The 19,925-nt window shown below is 40.6% G+C and carries 18 protein-coding genes and 1 riboswitch; of the genes, 1 reads left to right on the top strand and 17 read right to left on the bottom strand.

Translation table 11 applies throughout. The features are described 5' to 3' along the window. Positions 1–208: 208 nt before the first annotated feature. The 6 genes from dtd to VIM94_RS07370 all read right to left on the bottom strand — a co-directional run bounded on the left by dtd (position 209) and on the right by VIM94_RS07370 (position 5,639). Entirely contained in the window at positions 209–661 is a 453-nt protein-coding gene (gene dtd, locus VIM94_RS07395; protein WP_332038652.1) for a D-aminoacyl-tRNA deacylase, read from the bottom strand. Beyond that, entirely contained in the window at positions 658–1,608 is a 951-nt protein-coding gene (gene rsgA / locus VIM94_RS07390; RefSeq protein WP_332038651.1) for a ribosome small subunit-dependent GTPase A, read from the bottom strand. Before rsgA ends, dtd begins: the two co-directional genes overlap by 4 nt. A gap of 106 nt (positions 1,609–1,714) precedes the next feature. Then, complete coding sequence (locus VIM94_RS07385; protein ID WP_332038650.1) at positions 1,715–2,797, bottom strand: bifunctional 3-deoxy-7-phosphoheptulonate synthase/chorismate mutase type II; 1,083 nt, start codon at positions 2,795–2,797, stop codon at positions 1,715–1,717. A 24-nt stretch (positions 2,798–2,821) separates the two neighbouring features. Continuing rightward, positions 2,822–3,670 (bottom strand): prephenate dehydrogenase, encoded by an 849-nt coding sequence (locus tag VIM94_RS07380; protein ID WP_332038649.1) that lies wholly within the window; start codon positions 3,668–3,670, stop codon positions 2,822–2,824. Then, on the bottom strand, positions 3,667–4,815 hold the full coding sequence (locus VIM94_RS07375; protein ID WP_332038648.1) for a pyridoxal phosphate-dependent aminotransferase: 1,149 nt from the start codon (positions 4,813–4,815) through the stop codon (positions 3,667–3,669). The genes VIM94_RS07380 and VIM94_RS07375 overlap by 4 nt, the downstream gene beginning before the upstream one ends. After that, a complete protein-coding gene (locus tag VIM94_RS07370) occupies positions 4,812–5,639 on the bottom strand; it encodes a prephenate dehydratase (protein WP_332038647.1) in 828 nt (275 codons plus the stop codon). The genes VIM94_RS07375 and VIM94_RS07370 overlap by 4 nt, the downstream gene beginning before the upstream one ends. Positions 5,640–6,013: 374 nt before the next feature. On the opposite strand from VIM94_RS07370, the gene gldA reads away from it, so the two are divergent. After that, entirely contained in the window at positions 6,014–6,910 is an 897-nt protein-coding gene (gene gldA, locus VIM94_RS07365) for a gliding motility-associated ABC transporter ATP-binding subunit GldA (RefSeq protein ID WP_332038646.1), read from the top strand. Here the strand turns inward: gldA and VIM94_RS07360 are convergent. From VIM94_RS07360 to VIM94_RS07310, 11 genes are all read right to left on the bottom strand, one after another. Next, positions 6,897–7,649, bottom strand: a complete 753-nt coding sequence (locus tag VIM94_RS07360) for a head GIN domain-containing protein (RefSeq protein ID WP_332038645.1) — start codon at positions 7,647–7,649, stop codon at positions 6,897–6,899. The two genes, gldA and VIM94_RS07360, sit on opposite strands and share 14 nt — an antisense overlap. Continuing rightward, the gene (locus VIM94_RS07355; RefSeq protein ID WP_332038644.1) at positions 7,646–8,746 is read right to left on the bottom strand and encodes an acyloxyacyl hydrolase; all 1,101 of its coding nucleotides are present in this window, start codon (positions 8,744–8,746) and stop codon (positions 7,646–7,648) included. Before VIM94_RS07355 ends, VIM94_RS07360 begins: the two co-directional genes overlap by 4 nt. Positions 8,747–8,770: 24 nt before the next feature. After that, complete coding sequence (gene metF / locus VIM94_RS07350) at positions 8,771–9,727, bottom strand: methylenetetrahydrofolate reductase [NAD(P)H] (RefSeq protein WP_332038643.1); 957 nt, start codon at positions 9,725–9,727, stop codon at positions 8,771–8,773. Between the two features lie 95 nt (positions 9,728–9,822). Next, on the bottom strand, positions 9,823–12,501 hold the full coding sequence (metH, locus tag VIM94_RS07345; RefSeq protein ID WP_332038642.1) for a methionine synthase: 2,679 nt from the start codon (positions 12,499–12,501) through the stop codon (positions 9,823–9,825). A 3-nt stretch (positions 12,502–12,504) separates the two neighbouring features. Further along, positions 12,505–13,521, bottom strand: a complete 1,017-nt coding sequence (locus VIM94_RS07340) for a homocysteine S-methyltransferase family protein (RefSeq protein WP_332038641.1) — start codon at positions 13,519–13,521, stop codon at positions 12,505–12,507. Positions 13,522–13,568: 47 nt separating this feature from the next. After that, positions 13,569–13,676: riboswitch (SAM riboswitch) on the bottom strand. Between the two features lie 76 nt (positions 13,677–13,752). Then, positions 13,753–14,175 carry an OsmC family protein gene (locus tag VIM94_RS07335; RefSeq protein ID WP_332038639.1) on the bottom strand — a complete coding sequence of 141 codons (423 nt, stop codon included), beginning with the start codon at positions 14,173–14,175 and terminating at the stop codon, positions 13,753–13,755. A 113-nt stretch (positions 14,176–14,288) separates the two neighbouring features. Next, on the bottom strand, positions 14,289–14,918 hold the full coding sequence (locus VIM94_RS07330; protein WP_332038638.1) for a phosphoadenosine phosphosulfate reductase family protein: 630 nt from the start codon (positions 14,916–14,918) through the stop codon (positions 14,289–14,291). A 171-nt stretch (positions 14,919–15,089) separates the two neighbouring features. After that, positions 15,090–15,515, bottom strand: a complete 426-nt coding sequence (locus tag VIM94_RS07325; RefSeq protein ID WP_332038637.1) for an Rrf2 family transcriptional regulator — start codon at positions 15,513–15,515, stop codon at positions 15,090–15,092. 181 nt (positions 15,516–15,696) lie between these two features. Next, positions 15,697–16,770 carry an aspartate kinase gene (locus VIM94_RS07320; RefSeq protein ID WP_332038636.1) on the bottom strand — a complete coding sequence of 358 codons (1,074 nt, stop codon included), beginning with the start codon at positions 16,768–16,770 and terminating at the stop codon, positions 15,697–15,699. Next, positions 16,767–17,840, bottom strand: coding sequence for an alpha/beta fold hydrolase (locus VIM94_RS07315; protein WP_332038635.1), 1,074 nt, complete (start codon positions 17,838–17,840; stop codon positions 16,767–16,769). Before VIM94_RS07315 ends, VIM94_RS07320 begins: the two co-directional genes overlap by 4 nt. A 77-nt stretch (positions 17,841–17,917) precedes the next feature. Continuing rightward, positions 17,918–19,210, bottom strand: coding sequence for an O-acetylhomoserine aminocarboxypropyltransferase/cysteine synthase family protein (locus VIM94_RS07310; RefSeq protein ID WP_332038634.1), 1,293 nt, complete (start codon positions 19,208–19,210; stop codon positions 17,918–17,920). Between the last annotated feature and the right edge of the window lie 715 nt (positions 19,211–19,925).

The raw sequence follows: 19,925 nt of genomic DNA, 5'->3' as shown, positions 1-19,925 counted from the left end.
GAAAGAATACTGATTTCCGTGATTTCTTCCCGCAAAATAGCATTAGCATTCGCCAGAAGTTCAACTTTAAAGGTGTTTTCAGGGATATCCTGTGCGTGGAGTGGGGTTGCGAGGCCAATAAAAATTAGCTGCAAGGCTACTGAAATCTTGCGCATTTTGAATAAAAGGATTACTTAGAAACAGCAAGATAATAAAAATTTAACTAATTTTAACTTTTGTTTTTAGAATCCATTAAGATTGTTACCGGGCCATCATTAATCAATTCTACTTTCATATCAGCACCAAATTCACCACTTCCCACCGGTTTTCCTAAGCTTTCTTCAAGAGTTTTTATGAATTTTTCGTAAAGTGGAATAGCCACTTCAGGTTTTGCAGCCTGAATATAACTAGGCCTGTTTCCCTTTTTGGTACTCGCATATAGGGTAAACTGGCTTACCACAATGGCATCTCCATCTACATCGAGAAGAGATTCATTCATAACTCCCTCTTTATCATTAAAAATACGCATCTTAACGATCTTATTGCAAAGCCATTTAATGTCTTTCTCCGTATCGGCATTCTCTATCCCTAACAGGATAACCAAGCCATCTTTAATCACCGCATTAATTTCGCGGTGTGTGCTTACTGAGGCTTTTGAAACCCGCTGAAGTACAACTCTCATTCTTTTTTATAAATATCAGTTCTGTAATTATCATCTTCGCCTTCTAAAATCTGCAAATAACTTTTATACCGGCTCCAGGCTATCTCCCCTTCTTCCAGAGCCTCCTTAACAGCACATTGCGGTTCCTCGAGATGCATACAGTTATTAAATTTACAGTTTTGCTTTAACCTGAAAAACTCAGGAAAATAATTCCCCAGTTCCTCCCGCTCAATATCTACCACTCCAAAACCTTTAATCCCGGGAGTATCTATAATTCTGGCATCAAAACTCAGGTCAAACATTTCAGCAAAAGTAGTGGTGTGTTGCCCTTGTTTATGTTGGTCAGAAATCTCTGAAGTTTTTAAATTAAGACCTGGTTCTAAAGCATTTATCAAGGTGGACTTTCCCGTTCCACTATGCCCCGAAAACATACTGGTTTTCCCAAGCATCATCTCCTTTACTTTTTCTACATTTTTTCCGGTTTTTGCCGAAATTCCCAGGCACTCATAACCCACTTCCCGATACAGCGCCGCCAGGTACTTTATTTCCACCAATTCATCTTCATTATAAGTATCTATCTTATTGAACAAGAGTACAGCTTTTATGCGGTAAGCTTCCGCAGTAACCAGAAAGCGGTCAACAAAAGTTGTGAAGGTAGGTGGATTGTTTAAAGTAATAAGCAGAAATACCTGATCAATATTCGAAGCAATAATATGGGTCTGTTTCGATAGGTTAACCGACTTTCGGATGATGTAATTCTCACGCTCTTCAATCTTCTTGATAACCCCGAGTTCTTCTTCGGCTTTCTCCTCTACATCAAACTCCACCTTGTCTCCTACCGCTACAGGATTAGTGCTTTTAATTCCTTTTATTCGAAACTTCCCTTTAATACGACAATCGTAATTTTTGCCATCTTCCCCTTTTACAAGGTACCAACTACCAGTAGATTTATAAACAGTTCCTTTCATTCACATAGTGCTTTTGTAACCGCCTGGACCATGAAGCCCGGTCTGGTTTGCTAAAATAGCAATTACTGCAAGGTTTTTAGTCAAAATTCATTGAAAACCAAAGCCACTAAGCTTTCATAATCTTCTCTTGGTGATTGATAGATTCCTGGTGAACTGCTTTGAACAACCTAAGAATAAATTCCTCACTTAAACCGTACTGTTCGCCTTCAAGTACCATATTCCCAAGAATTTCATTCCATCTTTTAGTTTGAAGCACCGATACATTCTGGGCCTTTTTCACTTTTCCGATTTCATCTGAAATTTTCATTCTTCGTGAGAGCAACTCGATCAATTGGTTATCGGCTACGTCGATCTGAGCTCTCAGGTTGTTGAGTTTATGCTGAAACTCTTCACTCTCTGAAACCTCTTTTCTGATTTTCAGATCTTTCATTATCTGCACCAAAGTTGCAGGTGTAATTTGCTGTGCCGCATCACTCCAGGCCTCATCTGGCGTATGATGAGTTTCCACCATAAGACCGTCATAATTGAGATCCAAAGCGGTCTGGCAAAGATCAAAGATAATATCCCTTCTTCCCGCAATATGCGATGGATCAAGAATTAATGGTAGATCCGGGAATTTATTTTGAAGTTCGATAGCGATTTGCCATTCCGGATTATTTCTGTATTTGGTCTTTTCATAGGCTGAAAATCCACGATGAATCACGCCCAGGTTTTTAATATCAGCAGTGTGCAGTCTTTCTACTGCCCCCAACCATAGAGAAAGATCGGGATTAACCGGATTTTTTACCAAAACTGTTTTATCGGTACCCTTTAAGGCATCGGCAATCTCCTGTACAATAAAAGGAGAAACGGTAGTACGGGCTCCAATCCAAAGAATGTCTACATCATACTCTAAAGCCAGGTCTACGTGAGCAGGATTAGCAACCTCTGTGGTAGTAAGCATCCCGGTTTCTTCCTTGGCTTTCTTCAACCATTTCAATCCCAGGGAACCAACGCCCTCAAAATTACCAGGTCTGGTTCTCGGTTTCCAGATTCCAGCGCGAAGCACAGTCGCATCGGTATCTTTTAATTGATGTGCGATCTTTAAAACCTGTTCTTCAGTTTCGGCGCTGCAAGGCCCGGCGATTACCAATGGATGATCTAAGCCGAAATTATCCAGCCAATTTCTCATTTCCTTCTTATTTTCCATAATTGTAAAATTAATCTTTACGTATTAGTTTATTCCGTTTAAAATAGATTTAATATGATTGGTGCGTTGCATTTCCCGGTGCACCCCCTGAAAATCATCATCCTCTATAAGCTCCTTGAAGTGGTTAAGGTTAGTGATATATTCTTTTAAGGTCTCCAGTACATTTTCTTTGTTTTGTTGAAAAATTGGGGTCCACATTTCTGGTGAACTCTTTGCCAGTCTCACCGTGGAAGCAAACCCACTTCCGGCAAGGTCAAAAATATCCCGTTCGTTTTTTTCTTTTTCCAGAACTGTCTTGCCAAGCATAAAAGAGCTTATGTGCGATAGATGCGAAACATAGGCAATATGTTTATCGTGCGATTTAGGATCCATATATCTTATGCGCATCCCCAATCTTTGAAAAATTTCCAGGGCACGTTCCTGCAGTTTAAAGGCAGTTCTTTCCACCTCGCAAATAATATTGGTTTTATTCCTGTATAAATTAGGAATTGCTGCCTCGGGACCAGAAAATTCGGTCCCCGCTATAGGATGGGCTGCCAGGTAATTTCTTCTTCCCGGATGATTTGTCACAATTTTACAAATTCCTTCTTTGGTAGAACCAGCATCAAAAACGAGGGTGTCTTCATTTACAAGGTCCAGCACCTGTTTCAATACTTCGGGTGCAACATTTACCGGCACTGCAAGAATGACTACATCTACCTGCCGCACATTTTCCAGGTCGGCCTGGTGATCAATAATCCCCAGAGCTTTAGCTTTGGTTAAATGAGCATTATTAGTATCACATCCATACACTTCAGCCTCAGCAAAAGCCGCTTTTATATCCAGTGCAAATGATCCGCCTATGAGCCCTACTCCAATAATCTGTACTTTCATTCCATTACCCGTTTAATAGCCCTACCAATATTTTCTTCGGAAGCACATAACGAAAACCTCACATAAGCCTCCCCCATAGTTCCAAAGATGAAGCCAGGTGCAATAAAAATATTATGCTTCTGAAGCAGGAATTCAACAAAAGCTTCTGAAGTGGTGCCCTTGGGAACTCTGGCCCAAACAAACATCCCGGTTTGGTCTTTTTCCGGTTTACATTGCAAGACTTTTGCAAGTTCCAGCACTTTTTCTTTCCGGTTTTGATAAATTTCATTTTGGTCAGTAAACCACCCTCCATTCAATCGTAAAGCAACTGCTGCTCCGGCCTGAAGCGGATAAAACATCCCACTATCCATATTGGTCTTTACTTTTAAAATGGTATTTAAATTTTTCTCGCTTCCACAAACCATTCCTATTCGCCAACCGGCCATATTAAAAGATTTACTCAGGGAATTAAGTTCCAGGACCACTTCTTTGGCGTCTTCAGTTTGAAAAATGCTTTTAGGCTCCTTATTCAGAATAAAACTATAGGGATTATCATTTACAATAAGGATATTATGGGTTTTTCCAAATTCCACAAGATCCCTGAATACTTTATTTGTTGCCGAAGCCCCGGTGGGCATATGCGGGTAATTCACCCACATTAATTTAACCTTGCTTAAATCTCTTTTAGCCAGCTCATCCAGGTTCGGCAACCAGTCTCCTTCAGCATTTAAATCGTAAAACATCGCTTTAGCCCCAACAAGTTCGGTAACCGCAGCATAGGTTGGGTACCCCGGATTCGGAATCAACACCTCGTCGCCCTCATTTAAAAAAGCCATAGTAATATGGGTGATACCCTCTTTGCTACCCATTAAGGGCAAGATTTCTGTTTCGGCATCCAGGACAACATCATAATGATTCTGATAAAATTCGGCAATTGCCTTTCTAAAATCGGCCGTCCCTTTATAGGGTTGATATTGGTGCGCTGCTGAATTCACCAAAGCCCCGTTTAATGCCGTAATAACCTGTGGCGGCGGGGGCAGATCAGGACTACCTATTCCCAGGTTTATAATATCTTTTCCCGACTCCTGCATAGCACGTACCTCCTTTAGCTTAGAAGAGAAGTAGTACTCTTTTACGTGGTTTAGCCTGTTGGCTTGTGCTATCATATCAAGCTGTTTTTATAGGTTCCTAATATTTTTAGTTGTTCCGTCATCACTTCAAGAATACCAACTGCTTTTAAAAATTCATCATAGTTTTCAAAAGTAACATCGATAAAAAATGAATATTTCCACGGGCTTTCGATAATCGGCATACTTTGTATCTTACTCATATCCAGGTTAAAATCCCTCAAAATATTTAATACCGAAACCAGGCTCCCACGTTTGCTTTCCAATTCAAATTTTAGTGAAGCCTTATCTATTTTATCACCATTGGGTTCTTTCTTTTTTGTACTGAGGATTAAAAACCGGGTGGCATTGCTTTTTTTGGTATGAATACTTTCTGCGAGAATTTCCAGTCCAAAAATCTGCGCAGCTGCTTTGCTGGCTACAGCTGCAATTTTGTGTGATTCCTTTTCTTTAATTCTTCTGGCAACCTCAGCAGTATCTGCATCTTCAATGAGTTTTATATGCGGGTATTGTTTAAAGAATTCTTTACATTGCAATAAAGCCATTGGGTGTGAATACACTTTTTTAATATCCTCAAGCTTTTGCCCGGGCAGCACCATTAAATTCATATCTATAGGAATATAATGCTCTCCCACCACCTGTAATTTATTTTCATCAATAAGTGCGTAATTTGGGAGTATAGAGCCTGCGATGCTATTCTCTATAGCCATCACTCCTTCTGAGGCATCACCATTCACCAGACTTTTAGACAGCTCTCCAAAAGACATACATTCCAGCACCGCCACATCTTCCCGGTAATATTGCTGTGCCACCAAATGGTGAAATGACCCCTGAATGCCCTGTATTGCTATTTTTCTTTCCATTCAAATTTTGCATAAAAAAAAGTCCCGATTTCTATCGGGACTTTTTTTTATAATTTTCTTCACTTAATTACATAACATTCCCGTTCCTATCTCTGAAATAGAAATAAAAATAAAAGAATGTGTTCCAGCGAATTAAGCTAATCATTGTCTCTTTGTTATGTGGCTAAAGTAGAATATAAATTCAGAATGAAAAACATTTTCAGAAAATTTTTTATGCTTTTTATGGGGTTGTATTAATTTTACCGGATTTATCTTCAAATCATAAAAATCCAGCTAATCTCACCTATAGAAGTTCCGAATTATGCAATCCAGGCTCATACTTTTATGGAGATAAAATTCGTTTATAATTACCTATTTTTGAAAAAAGAAGAGCTATGTCTATTTCGGCAGAAGGTATTTCAAAGTTTTATGGGGAACAAAAAGCCCTGGACAAAGTTTCCTTTTCGGTCACACGAGGAGAGATTGTAGGTTTTTTAGGCCCAAACGGAGCGGGAAAATCTACCCTGATGAAAATCCTTACCGGGTATCTACCCCCTTCTGAAGGTGAAGCCTCGGTAAATGGCATTTCCCTGGAAGATAACCTCCACCAAATTCAGAAAAACATTGGTTATTTACCCGAGCACAATCCGCTTTATACCGAAATGTACGTTCGGGAATATTTGGAATTTAATGCCAAGATCTATAAAACCGATAAATCCCGGATTGAAGAAGTAATATCACTTACCGGACTTAAACCCGAAGCTAATAAAAAGATAGAACAGCTCTCCAAGGGTTACCGCCAACGTGTGGGGTTGGCTACAGCCTTACTCCACGACCCAGAAGTTTTGATTCTTGACGAACCCACTACCGGGCTGGACCCAAACCAGCTGGTTGAAATTCGAAGCTTAATTCGGAATATCGGCAGAGACAAAACTGTTTTCTTATCCACCCATATTATGCAGGAAGTCGAAGCTGTTTGCGACAGAGTGATTATTATTCATAAGGGAAAGATTGTTGCCGACAAAAAACTAAATGACCTAAGAGCAGAGAAAGAACAGCTGATCCACGTTGAATTTGATTACCTGATCGAACCGGTAGCCATCCAAAAAATACCGCATTTGGTATCTGCAAAGAATATTGGCGGATTTGCCTGGGAACTCAGTTTTGATACAAAAAAAGACATGAGACCCTCAGTCTTTGATTTCGCCCATGATAATGGTTTAAAAACTCTTCAGTTAAACCAAAAAACCAAGAATCTGGAAAGTTTATTTGCTGAACTTACTCAAAAATAAGTCGGCCGGTGTAATGCTCCTTTACTCTTACTTCCGGTGGCCGGTTTTTTGCGATCACATCCCCAAAACCATAAATATCTCCTTTTATCGATTCCTGTGGATTCACTATTAACTTATTGGTTCCACGATGCATCAGGTCAATATTTCCGGTCTCCAGATCACCTGCCTCTAGCCTGCCGTCTCCCGCCGCGAAGAAAAGGTCTAAGCTGCCCGCCTTTCCGGAGAGAAAATAATTGGAAACATTATCATTGGTGATACGTAGTGAATTCACTTCCAATTTCAGAATAAAATCTCCGTTGGTATAAATCTCAGGATTTCTTTCCTGGTTTAGGGATCTCAGCCAAAGTTCAGGAAAATTTAAAACTCCAATACTTTCAATGGGTTGATGACTGCTATTTTGCAACCAGCTCAATTTAGGCGTAGTGACTGTTACTTTTGTAAGTCCGTAGTCCCGAAGGTAATTACAGGGCTTATCATTTCTAATATGAAGCCGGCTGTCCAGAACCTCCACCGAAACGCCACTCAAAATATTTTTGCCGGTTTGTACTACTACTTTATGTTCTGCACCCTGTTTAATAAAAAGTTTCACATCGTCAAAAACGTTAATTTCCTCAAATGCTGTAACCTCTATCTCTTCAGAAACGATCTGCCCGGCGGTTTGGATACAACCCGGAGCATTTTCAGAATCACAACTGAAAAAGGCGAAAACCAGCATTAATATTAAAAAATATCTTTTCATAACCTGTAACCAATTGAAAATTCCACAGCTTCGGCATTGGCCCAATGTGAGCGAACGCTAACAGAGGCCCATAATTTTTCAGTAAGTTTTCGCTGAAGACCAATCCTGTTATAAAGCTGCCCAACATAATGTTCGTAAGGGAAATATACATAATATCCCAACTGAGTAATAACCGATAATTTATCAAAAACCAATTGGTGCCCTACAAAAACCCCAAGCCTTTTGGAATCTTCATCTCCACTTGTGTCCCCGGAAGGAAATGCGATAGATTGATACCTGATTCGTTCTGCCATCGCCTTAGAAAGGAATAATTCGGTTCCGGCCTGTAATGTGCTCTTATGATTAATTACCTTATCAGCAAGAGCAGAAAAAGTAAGAAAAGGATATTTTTTGGAGCCAATCACGCCCATTGTATTCACACCACTGCGAAGCACAAGATTTAGATGAATAGTCTCAGTATATTTTTCTCCCGGTAGCTTTGGAATATAGGCCGGTAGGTTTGTATGATCCAGCACGTAATTCATCCCTAGATTCAATCCGATAGTATTTGTACTGGTGTTGGGAGATTTAAAATCGGCATTGGAGTAATGAATAACCGAGAGCCCGGCTTGAAGCCCAAAACCTTTAATAATATTTTCCTTTTTGAGGTTAGCCATCAGATAAGTGGTACTCAACAACCGTGAACCGTAAGCATTATTCCTGAAGTTATCATCGGGATGATAGGGGTTCCCAGCGTAAGCCAGGCCTTGCCCTATTCTCAACATTAAACTGCGCTTAAGCAGATAATAATTCATATGAACATAGAGTCCATAATTCTCACCCAAAGCGGGTTCTTTCATATCCTGATAGGTAAAGGACACCCCTACATCGGGATAATTATACCGTTTTTCCCAATCTTTAAATCCGAAACTCTTTTTATTAAACCCGAGAATGAAAGCCTGGGGGTGCCCCGTGATTAAGTGGGCTATATCAGCATTGTGCTCGGCAATAGTTCCGTAAAAATAACTCGCATCAAAAGAATAATAATTCCTCCTGGAATTCTGAGCAACCAGGCTCAAACCTGCGAAAAGAAAAATAAGGGCAGAAATTTTCTTCATTACCGGCAAATGTAGCCCAATATTTTAAAAAACTGCCTTAGCTATTTTCTGAATATTTGTGCTTTTACCCATCGAGTAATAATGCAGCACCGGCACCCCGGCTGCGATAAGTTCCTTACTCTGATAAATTCCCCACTCTACTCCCACTTCTCTCACTTCTTTATTGTCCTTACATTTTTCAACCTCACGGATTAATTCTTCGGGCATATCTACGTGAAAGCGATGAGGGATAACGCTAAGCTGGCGTTTAGTTGCTATAGGTTTTAAACCAGGAATAATGGGAACAGTAATCCCGTGCACCTTACATTTTTCAACAAATTCGAAATATTTCTGGTTGTCGAAGAACATTTGGGTGACCACATATGCTGCACCGGCATCAACTTTTTCTTTAAGACGTTTAATATCCTTATCCAGACTAGGGGCTTCCATGTGTTTTTCGGGATAACCTGCTACGCCAACACAAAAATCGGTATTATGTCCTTTTTCCATTACCTCATCGAGGTATTTTCCCCGGTTCATACCTCCAATCTGTTCCACCAGATCTTTAGCAAAATGGTTTCCATCTTTTTCGGGAGTGAAGTAAATCTCGCTTTTTACCGCATCTCCTCTTAGAGCCATCACATTCTGAATTCCAAGAAAGTCAAGATCAATTAAAAAATTCTCGGTATCTTCTTTGTTAAAACCACCGCAAAGAATATGTGGCACCGCATCAACCCCATATTTGCTCTGAATAGCAGCGCAGATTCCTACCGTACCGGGCCTTTTCCGCACTATCTTCTTCTGTAATAACCCGTTTCCCTGATCATTAAACACATATTCCTCACGGTGATAGGTCACATCTATAAATGCTGGCCTGAACTCCATCAGAGGATCTATTCCATCATAGATAGACTGAATATTCTGGCCCTTCAAGGGTGGTAATATTTCAAAGGAAAACAAAGATCTTTCTTTCGCTTTTTTAATGTGTTCGGTTATTTTCATTGTACCTCTATGTTCGTCTGCAATTCCAATTTTAAATGGGATTTTAGGTTAAAAATATTTTCTATTCTGTTTTCCTAACTTTTGGGGAAGCAACTTTAATCCGCTATGTTCGGGTTTAGCCATTTTTTGGCTTTTTCTACTGAAATCCCTTTCCGCTTTGCATAATCTTCCACCTGATCTTCCCCGATTTTTCCAAGACCAAAATATCTTGCTTCAGGATTAGCAAAATAATATCCACTAACGCTGGCTGCAGGCCACATAGCCAGACTTTCAGTAAGTTTAACCCCAATTTTTTCTTCTACTTTTAAAACCTCCCAGATACTCAATTTTTCCAAATGATCAGGACAGGCTGGATAACCCGGAGCCGGTCTAATTCCTTTATAGCTTTCTTTTATAAGTTCCTCATTACTCAGTTTTTCTAATGGCTCGTAACCCCAATGCTTTGTCCTTACCTGTTTATGAAGATATTCGGCAAAAGCTTCTGCTAATCTATCAGCAAGGGCTTTAATCATTATCGAATTATAATCGTCATGATCTTTTTCAAATTTGTTTGCCATTTTCTGAGTTCCAAAACCGGTAGTGACACAAAAACAACCCAGAAAATCCTCTATCCCGGATTCTATTGGCGCTATAAAATCGGCCAGAGCTAAATTAGGCTGCTCCCCGTGCTTTTTTAATTGCTGCCGGAGTGTTCTGAAGAGCATCGTTTTTTCTTCTGAATCCTCTCTGTACCGAATTTCTATATCATCCTCATTTACAGTATTGGCTGGAAACAGACCAAAGACTGCTTTAGCTTTCAGCAGCTTTTCATCGAAGATTTTTTCCAGTAAATTCAAGGCATCAGAAAACAAAGCCCTCGCCTGCTCCCCTACTTTTTCATCATCCAGAATCTTCGGATATTTCCCGTGTAGGTCCCAGCTCCTGAAAAATGGACTCCAGTCTATGTAAGGCTCCAATTTTTTAAGATCAAAATCTTCAATAACCTGTATGCCTGGTTTTTTGGGTGTAGAAATTTCAGAGGATTCCCAGTCTATCTTAAACTTATTCTGCCTGGCTTCCTCTAAACTCAGAAAAGATTTCACCTTACTGCGTTTCTTGAAATTTTTTCTGAATTTATCGTATTCCGCCTTAAGATCGCTCATATATCTTAAACGGGTGCTATCCTTAAGCAAATCGCCCACCACCGTTACCGCACGGGAAGCATCGTTAACGTGAGCCACGGCATTCCCATATTGCGGATCGATTTTTACAGCCGTATGTGCCTTCGATGTTGTTGCACCACCAATGAGTAATGGCACCTGAAAATTCTGCCGTTGCATTTCTTTGGCCAGAAAAACCATCTCATCCAGAGAGGGAGTTATAAGTCCGCTAAGGCCTATCACATCCACATTTTCAGCCTTTGCCGTTTCGATAATCTTCTCCGACGGGACCATCACCCCCAGATCTATAATTTCATAATTATTGCAACCCAGCACCACGCTGACAATATTTTTACCAATATCGTGCACGTCACCTTTGACGGTAGCCATAAGAATTTTTCCGGCCGATTGGCGTTTGTTCGATGTATCAGCTTCAATATAAGGCAGTAAATAGGCCACAGCCTTTTTCATCACTCTGGCCGATTTTACCACTTGTGGAAGAAACATTTTCCCGCTACCAAAGAGATCGCCGACCACGTTCATTCCAATCATCAAATGGCCTTCGATCACTTCAATGGGTTGATTAGCCTGTTTCCTCGCCTCCTCAATATCCTCCAGGATATAGGTATCTATTCCCTTTACCAGGGCATGAGTAATTCTATCCTGAAGTGAATTTTCCCTCCAGGAGAGATCGATCCTGTTCTCTTTTTTAGAACCTACTACGCTTTCAGCAAAATTGAGCAAACGTTCGGTAGCATCGTCCCGCCGATCCAGGATCACATCTTCCACGTGTTCCAGCAAGTCCTTGGGAATTTCATCGTAAACTTCCAGAAGGGAGGGATTCACAATTCCCATATTCATCCCGGCCTTGATGGCATGATAAAGAAAAACCGAATGCATCGCCTCACGCACCGGATTATTGCCACGGAAGGAGAATGAAACATTGCTCACACCCCCGCTCAAACTCACATGTGGCAGGTTCTGCTTTACCCACCGCGTGGCTTCAATATAATCTATCGCATTCCTTTTGTGCTCCTCCATCCCTGTTCCTACGGGAAAAATATTAAGATCAAAAATGATATCTTCCAGAGGGAAATTCACTTTATCGACCAGAATATCATAAGAACGCCTGGCAATTTCAATTCGTCGATCATAATTATCGGCCTGGCCAACTTCATCAAAAGCCATCACGATTACGGCAGCGCCGTAACGTTTAATTCTTTTCGCGTGATCAATAAATGTGGCTTCCCCTTCTTTTAAACTAATGGAATTTACCACGCATTTTCCCTGTACCACCCGCAAACCGGCCTCTATAATTTCCCATTTCGAGCTGTCAATCATTATAGGTACCCGGGCAATATCGGGTTCAGCCACTATTAGGTTGAGGAATTTCACCATAGCCACTTTACCATCAATAAGGCCATCGTCCATATTGATATCGATAATTTGAGCTCCATTTTCAACCTGTTCCCGTGCAATTACAAGGGCCTCTTCAAATTTCTCTTCTTTAATTAACCTTAAAAATTTCTTCGATCCTGCCACATTGGTACGCTCCCCTACATTTATAAAATTACTTTCGGTAGTGATGGTTAAGGCTTCCAACCCGGATAAGCGTAATGCTCTTTTTTCTAACATAATTTATATGATTTCCGGATTTTTCAGGTTTTCTATAGGTCTGGGCTTGTAACCTTTGGCGATTTCAGCAATTTTCTTAATATGATCTGGCGTGGTTCCACAGCAACCTCCTAAAATATTTACAAGACCTTTTTCTAAATATTCTCTTATTTGATTGGCCATTTCTTCAGCGTCCTGATCATATTCCCCTAAAGCATTCGGTAAGCCGGCATTGGGATAAGCCGAAACCCCCGAATTTGTATAGCGGTTTAAAACTTCAAGGTGCGGGGTGAGTTGTTTTGCCCCCAAAGCACAATTAAACCCTATACTTAATAGGGGAATATGTGAAACAGAGATCAAGAAAGCCTCTGCCGTTTGGCCGGAAAGGGTTCTCCCGGAAGCATCGGTTATCGTACCGCTCACCATCACCGGGGTGTCTACAGCAAGCTCCTCTTTTAATTCATCTATGGCAAAAAGTGCCGCCTTGGCATTTAACGTATCAAAAACCGTTTCGATTAGCAAAATATCAACCCCTCCTTCAATTAAAGCTTTCGCTTGTTGCTTATAAGCTACCCGAAGTTCTTCAAAAGAAATAGCTCTGAACCCAGGATCATTAACATCTGGCGACATACTGGCGGTTTTGTTCGTAGGCCCCATTGCTCCGGCTACAAAACGCGGTTGCCCCGGTTGTTCCGCAGTCATTTGTTCTGCAACCTTTTTTGCAATTCCGGCTGATTCATAATTCATCTCATAGACCAGATCTTCCATTTGGTAATCGGCCATAGCTATGCTAGTACCAGAAAAAGTATTGGTTTCCACAATATCGGCACCGGCTTCAAAATATTTTCTGTGAATGGTGGCGATCGCTCCTGGCTGTGTTAAAGATAAAAGGTCATTATTACCCTGAAGTGATACCGGCCACTGGGCAAAACGATTTCCGCGGAAATCTTCTTCCGTGAATTTATATTCCTGAAGCATAGTGCCCATAGCACCATCCAGGATTAATATTTTACGTTTGAGTTGTTCTTCTAATTTTGACATAGCATGGTAATAAATCACTATCAAAAAAAGAAGCAGGAAAGAGTCTTTTGTTATCTATCTTCGCTTAAGCGAAGTAGAAGGTAGCACCTTCTCCCATTACAGGAGGGTTGCTAAGGTTTCATCGGGTCTATTCCCTCAACCTTTCTTGATAACGATGTAAATTAATGAACTTGAACCATCAAATATCGGTCATACTTAGTCTAATTCCAAAGAATTAAAATCTTTTTGAGCTTATTTTATTTTTTCTCCATTTAGGCTAACAGAATAGGTGATTTCAGCCGCTTTTTCCAGCATTTTTGAAACTGAGCAATATTTATCCATTGAAAGTTTTACCGCCCTGAGGGCCTTGGATGCAGGTGCCTCCCCCTGAAGGATAAAGTTAAGGTGAATCCCTTTAAAAACATTTGGAATAGCACCATCTTCCCTGAAACCTTCTACCTGCACTTCTATATCGTCAAGCTCTATCTTTTGTTTTTTAAGTATCATCACCACATCGATACTGCTGCAGCCGGCAAGACCACGCAGTAAAAGATCCATCGGGCTTGCCCCCTGCGGGTTTTCTACAGATTTATTATCGAGATAAACTACATCCCCGCGCTCGTTGGTAGTTTCAAAGAGGTATTCTTTGTTTATGCGTTTCAGATGAATTTTCATAGCAGATAATTTTTTGGTAAATGTAGAAAAAGCTCCTGAAATCAGGAGCTTTTAATTTTTGAAAATACCGGAGAAGGTAAAGTATATTAAAACTTAACTGGTTTTAATTAATTTCAGGCATGTAAACCACACTCGCGATTAGACAGCACCTTAGTGGGATCAAAATATTTAAATTCATTGGGTAAATTATGCTCTGCCAAATAAATATCAAGTTTCTCATCACTCCAATGATAAAACGGACTCACTTTTAAAATCCCATCCTTGCTGTAGCTCAAAATACCAATGCTGTCGCGAAAAGAGGTCTGTCCTTTTCGTAAATTAGTAAACCACAGGTCTGGATTTTGCTCTTTAATGGCACGTTGGAAAGGCTCAAGCTTCACCTGCTTGGTGAATTCTTCATGTTGAGTTGAATTTACTTCAGGGATACCACCAAAAAAAGCATCTCTGTATGCTGCTGTTTGTTTTGGTATATAAAGTTTTATATTCAAATTCAACTGCTCTGCTACCTGGGTAGCATGTTTATAGGTTTGAGGAGTATTATAACCTGTGTCACACCAAATTACCTTAAGATTGGGTTCTACCCGGGTTACCGCGTGTAAGATAGCGGCTTCATAGGGTCGGAAATTTGTAGTAACCACAGGGTTTTCAGCTTTTGTAATTACCCACTCTATAATTTCGACAGGACTAAATGCCTGCAACTTTTCATTAAGTTCATCTAACTGAGTTTGAGTGAATTTTTTCATATTATCCCTTTAAATATTATAATATTCCGGGAATAGATAATGCCCTTTCGGCAAGGCCTTTTATCGAACCGGGAATCATTTTTAAAACCCTATCGGGCTAGTAGGTTATCAAAGCAAAAATAAACTTAAAGCTGCGGTTATGCCAATTAATTTATAATTAATTTAATGGGATTAAGATTTTTTCTTCACCCTGGCCAAATCGTAGAGTGTATTTCCGCCTAAAACATCCAGGGTGCTATCTCTAACCTGTATCATCAGCGCGTGCACCGAGCAGGTTGCTTCATCGGGACAGTCGGCGCATTTCTCGTAATAATTCAGGCTAACGCAAGGTACCATAGCAATGGGACCTTCAAGTACCCGAACTACTGCGGTCATCTTGATCTTCTCAGGCTCCTGTATTAGATAGTACCCACCACCCTTACCTTTCTTAGAACCCAAAAAACCGGATTTCCGAAGGCTTAATAAAATGCTTTCCAGAAACTTCAAAGAGATATTCTCGCTTTTAGCGATTTCTGAAGTTTGGACAGGTCTTTTATCTTCGCGTGAAGCGATAAAGGCCAATGCCTTGATTCCGTACTTGGTCTTTTTTGAAAGCATGCCACGAAGATACTTAAATAAAATTTTTGCTTCGGGTGCTATCTATTTTCCGGTGATTTTGCTCTACTCATCTTTCAGCCTGCTTAGAGCTTGTTCTAAACCTGCAACCACATCATCTCCATTTTCAAGGCAATCCTTATTCCTTCGGTTTCAAAATGCATTTTGTTCCAATTAATAAATTTTAATTGAGGCTTTGCGACAATTTCAGCACATCACACACTATACCCCGGGCAGTCACTGCTGCTCCGGCTCCTGCCCCCTGGATTACCAGAGGTTGTTCGCCGTAGGACTCGGTATAGATCTCAAAAATATTATCGGCTCCCTTGATTTGTCCTAAGGCAGTATCCCGTGGTTCAGATATCAACCTGGCTTGCAGGTTAGATTTCCCCACCTCGATCTCACCCACATATCGTAATACGTGATCGTTTTGCTGTTCTTTTTTATATTTTTCAAAAAGCTCATCCAGTTCTGAAATTCTATTCTGAAAATTTTCCGAAGAGGTCTTCCCGTTTAATTTTTCAGGAATTAGGGACTGAATTTTCACTTCTTCAAACTCTTTTCTCAGCTGGAGTTCTCTTGCCAGGATCAACAGTTTACGACCAACATCATTTCCAGAAAGATCCTCGCGGGTATCAGGTTCGGTATACCCCAATTCTCCGGCTTTTTTCAGTATTTCGGAAAACTCCGATTCAGAATCAGAAAAACTATTAAAAATAAAGCTTAAAGAACCTGAAAAAACCCCTCTTATCTTTGTTATCTTCTCTCCTGCCCCATATAGTTCTTGTACGGTTTGCACAATGGGTAGCCCGGCACCAACATTTGTTTCGTAATAGAATTGTTTTTTGTGTTTATCAAGTGCTCTTCTTAATTCATAATAGAAATCAATAGAAAGCGTATTGGCAATTTTATTCGCGGCCACCAGATGAAAACCCTTACAAACCAGTTTGGGATATTCCAGAACTACATCTTTACTTGCCGTAGCATCTATGAAAACGGGATTTTCAAGCTGATGTTTTTGGCTGAATTTCAGGATATCTTCCAGTTTATAAGTCTGCGCATTTTCATCAAAATCCACTTTCCAATTTTCACCTATCCCTTCAGGCTTAAAAAGCGCTTTCTCCGAATTGGAGATTACTGGGACATTAAGGCTCATTCCAAATTCAGAAGTCCACAGGGACCTGGTTTTTAAAAGTTGGGCTATAAGCGTACCACCTACATTACCTATTCCAAATAAGATGATGTTCACTTTTTTCATTTATTACTAATTTTTACCTCCAATTGTGCATTATGCAAAGGCCTATACTTATAATCCTGTTCGTAACCAATATTTGGTTCCGGCACTATACTGGTTTCATTTTTGTTGGGTTTAAAAACAGGTTTTAAAAATCGGGTTAGTTGATAGGCTTCGATTAAAAAAGCATCATGCCCGTGTATAGATTTGATTTCCTGTATACTAACGTTGGGTTTGGTGAGTGATAGCTCCACATAGGTTTCCCAGTTTTCATCAGCCAGGAAAAACCAGTCTGAATTCACCGTGATAATATGGATATTTCCTTTTATTTTTCTAGCGGCTTCCAGGTAGTTCCCGGTGCCGCTGCTGATATCAATGGTGGTAAGCAGGTGATTCATCAGTTTATAGGAGGCCAGCTGAAAACGTTCCTTCAGCTTATCGCCGTGATATTGCAACCAGCCTTCTACTTTATAGCAGGCCTGTACTTCTTCCCGCGAACGCTTAAATTTTTTTGTAAGTGATTGCGGAGTTCGGTAAAAGGTCATCGCATGCATCCGGGCGTCTTTTACCGGGCAGGCCGAATTATTTAAAATCTGAGCCTGAACCTGACAGTTTGCAATCACCCAGTCGGTTGCTTTATAATCGGTTGCAATGGGAATAATGTTTTCGGCAAGGTCGGGCTGTAAAACTGCCAACTCCCAGGCTAAAGCTCCGCCAATAGACCCGCCGATCATGGCAAAAAGTTTATTGATTCCCAGTTTTTCCAGGGCAAGGGCCTGTATGCGAGCGATATCTTTTAAACTGAAATCCTTATAGTTTTCTATCAGGTCCTCTTTTTTTCCACTAAAACCATTTCCGGGAATATTGAACGCCAGCACCGCATATTGGTCTATATCTATAGTCTTCCCAGGGCCTACGACCCCACTCCACCAGCCATTTTCACCGGTAATCTGAGAATTCCCGGTTAGGGCGTGATTTACAAGCACTATAGGGGCCAACTCAAAAGGCTGTCCGAATAGCTGGAAACTCAGGGATATATCCTGAATCCCACCTGCGGAATTTTCAAAGTTTTTTATATCAATTTTCTGAAGCATAATTTTCTTTTTTCGAAAGGCGGCAGGAAAAGTCTTAACCAGGGTGCTTTTCCCTTCCCCTTTCAACCAACAAATGATTATACCAATGCATTTTTTTCTATTTTAGAAAATGCCTCTTTAAGATCATTTTTAAGATCCTCTACATCTTCCAGTCCAACTGAAAGCCGTATAAGATCTTTAGTAACTCCTGTTGTCGCTTGTTGTTCTTCACTGAGCTGTTGATGTGTAGTGCTGGCAGGATGAATAATCAGGGATTTCGTATCACCAATATTGGCCACCAAAGAAAAGAGCTTGGTCTCATCAGCTACTATTTTTGCCGATTCGTAGCCACCATCAACCCCAAAGGTCACTACCCCGCTTTGCCCCTTGGGAAGATATTGCTGGGCCAGCTTATAATATTTGCTGCTCTCCAGGCCGGGATAATTCACCCATTTTACTTCCGGCTGCTCCTGAAGCCAATTAGCAAGCTTCAGCGCGTTTTCACTATGCTTTTTGATGCGTATTTCCAAAGTTTCCAACCCTTGAATAATCTGAAACGCATTAAACGGACTTAGTGCAGCCCCATGATCTCTCAAACCTTCAATACGCACTTTCGCAATAAAGGCAGCTTCCTTTAGGGCTTCGTGATAAACCAGGCCGTGATAGCCCAGAGATGGCTCGGTAAACTCAGGGAACTTTCCGTTAGCCCAGTCGAATCTTCCGGCATCGATTATCGCGCCGCCAAGGGCCGTACCGTTTCCGTTGATGTATTTTGTTAGGGATTCGATCACAATATCGGCGCCGTGCTCTATGGGTTTCAAAAGTGATGGGGTTGCTACCGTATTATCAACGATAAAAGGAACTTTAAATTTTTTAGCCTCCGCAGAGATCGCCTTAAGATCAAGCACGTCCAGCTTTGGATTTCCCAGGGATTCCACAAAGAACACCCTGGTATTCTCTTTGGCCGCTTTACTAAAGTTTTCCGGATTCCCTGGCTTCACAAAAGTGGTGGTTATTCCAAGACGGGGCAGGGTTACATTCAGTAAATTATAGGTTCCACCATACAAACTATTGGAGGCCACGATATGATCTCCGGCTTTCAACAAAGTTAGCAAAGTGGTATTTATTGCAGCAGTTCCCGAAGCGGTAACCACCGCTGCGATTCCACCTTCCAGCGCGGCCAGACGCTGTTCCAGGATATCGTTTGTGGGGTTATTGATTCGGGTATAAATGAATCCTGGCTCGGCCAGAGAAAAAAGATCAGCGGCGTGTTGGGAGTTCTTAAATACGTAGGAAGTAGATTGATAAAGCGGTACTGCTCTGGTTCCCGAATTAGTGGTTACATCGTGTCCTGCGTGAAGGGCGTTGGTTGAAAATTTATGAGTACTCATGATATTAGTTTTTTAATGTATGAATTTGGTTTTTGATATTTCCACCTGCGCGGAAATGACTAATGTTTAAATGAAAAGTCCCCCTGGTTTCGCTATTACCAGGGGGACTTGAATCGAACTTTAAAACTAAGTTACATTCGCTTCTGGCAATAGCATTTCATGTGCATAGACATACACATCATCATAATTCGCATCATCATATTTTTTGCTATTGACAGATTATTACTCATCATTAATTCTTTTTGTCTTTCCCTGAAGGCGGGAAACTAATTTTATATTTTATTCCTTTAATAGATTTCCGCCTTCGCCGAAATGACACTTTTTAAACAAAAAAAAGCCGCTGCGGTGGCAGCGGCTTTTGCAAAATATCTTTTCAGTTTTATGCAATAGTGCGCGCTGCGGAGGCTTTCCACATCATCATACGCATCATATTGCAAATAAACTTGTGCATTTCGTTGTTTTGTTGGCTACAAATATAAGGGCGCTTTTTTTTAATATCCAAGCTAAAGACTCACTTTTACGAAATATTTATTTTAAATGCTATTAATCCTGTCTTTCAGAAAACAAACCTGAGTTTCCTGAAGTTCTTTCAGGATTGACCAGGGAACTCCTACAGAAAGTATTTTTGAATTAAACTTTGAAAAAAAATATTGAATCCACTTATTTTTATACATTTGTCACCTAATAAATAAAAGGGAAGGATTTGACTGATTGC

The sequence above is a fragment of the Salegentibacter sp. genome (assembly GCF_036568425.1).
Classification (GTDB): Bacteria; Bacteroidota; Bacteroidia; order Flavobacteriales; family Flavobacteriaceae; genus Salegentibacter.
The sequence above is the reverse complement of the archived record's forward strand: the minus strand, read 5'-3'. Positions and strand labels throughout refer to the sequence as shown.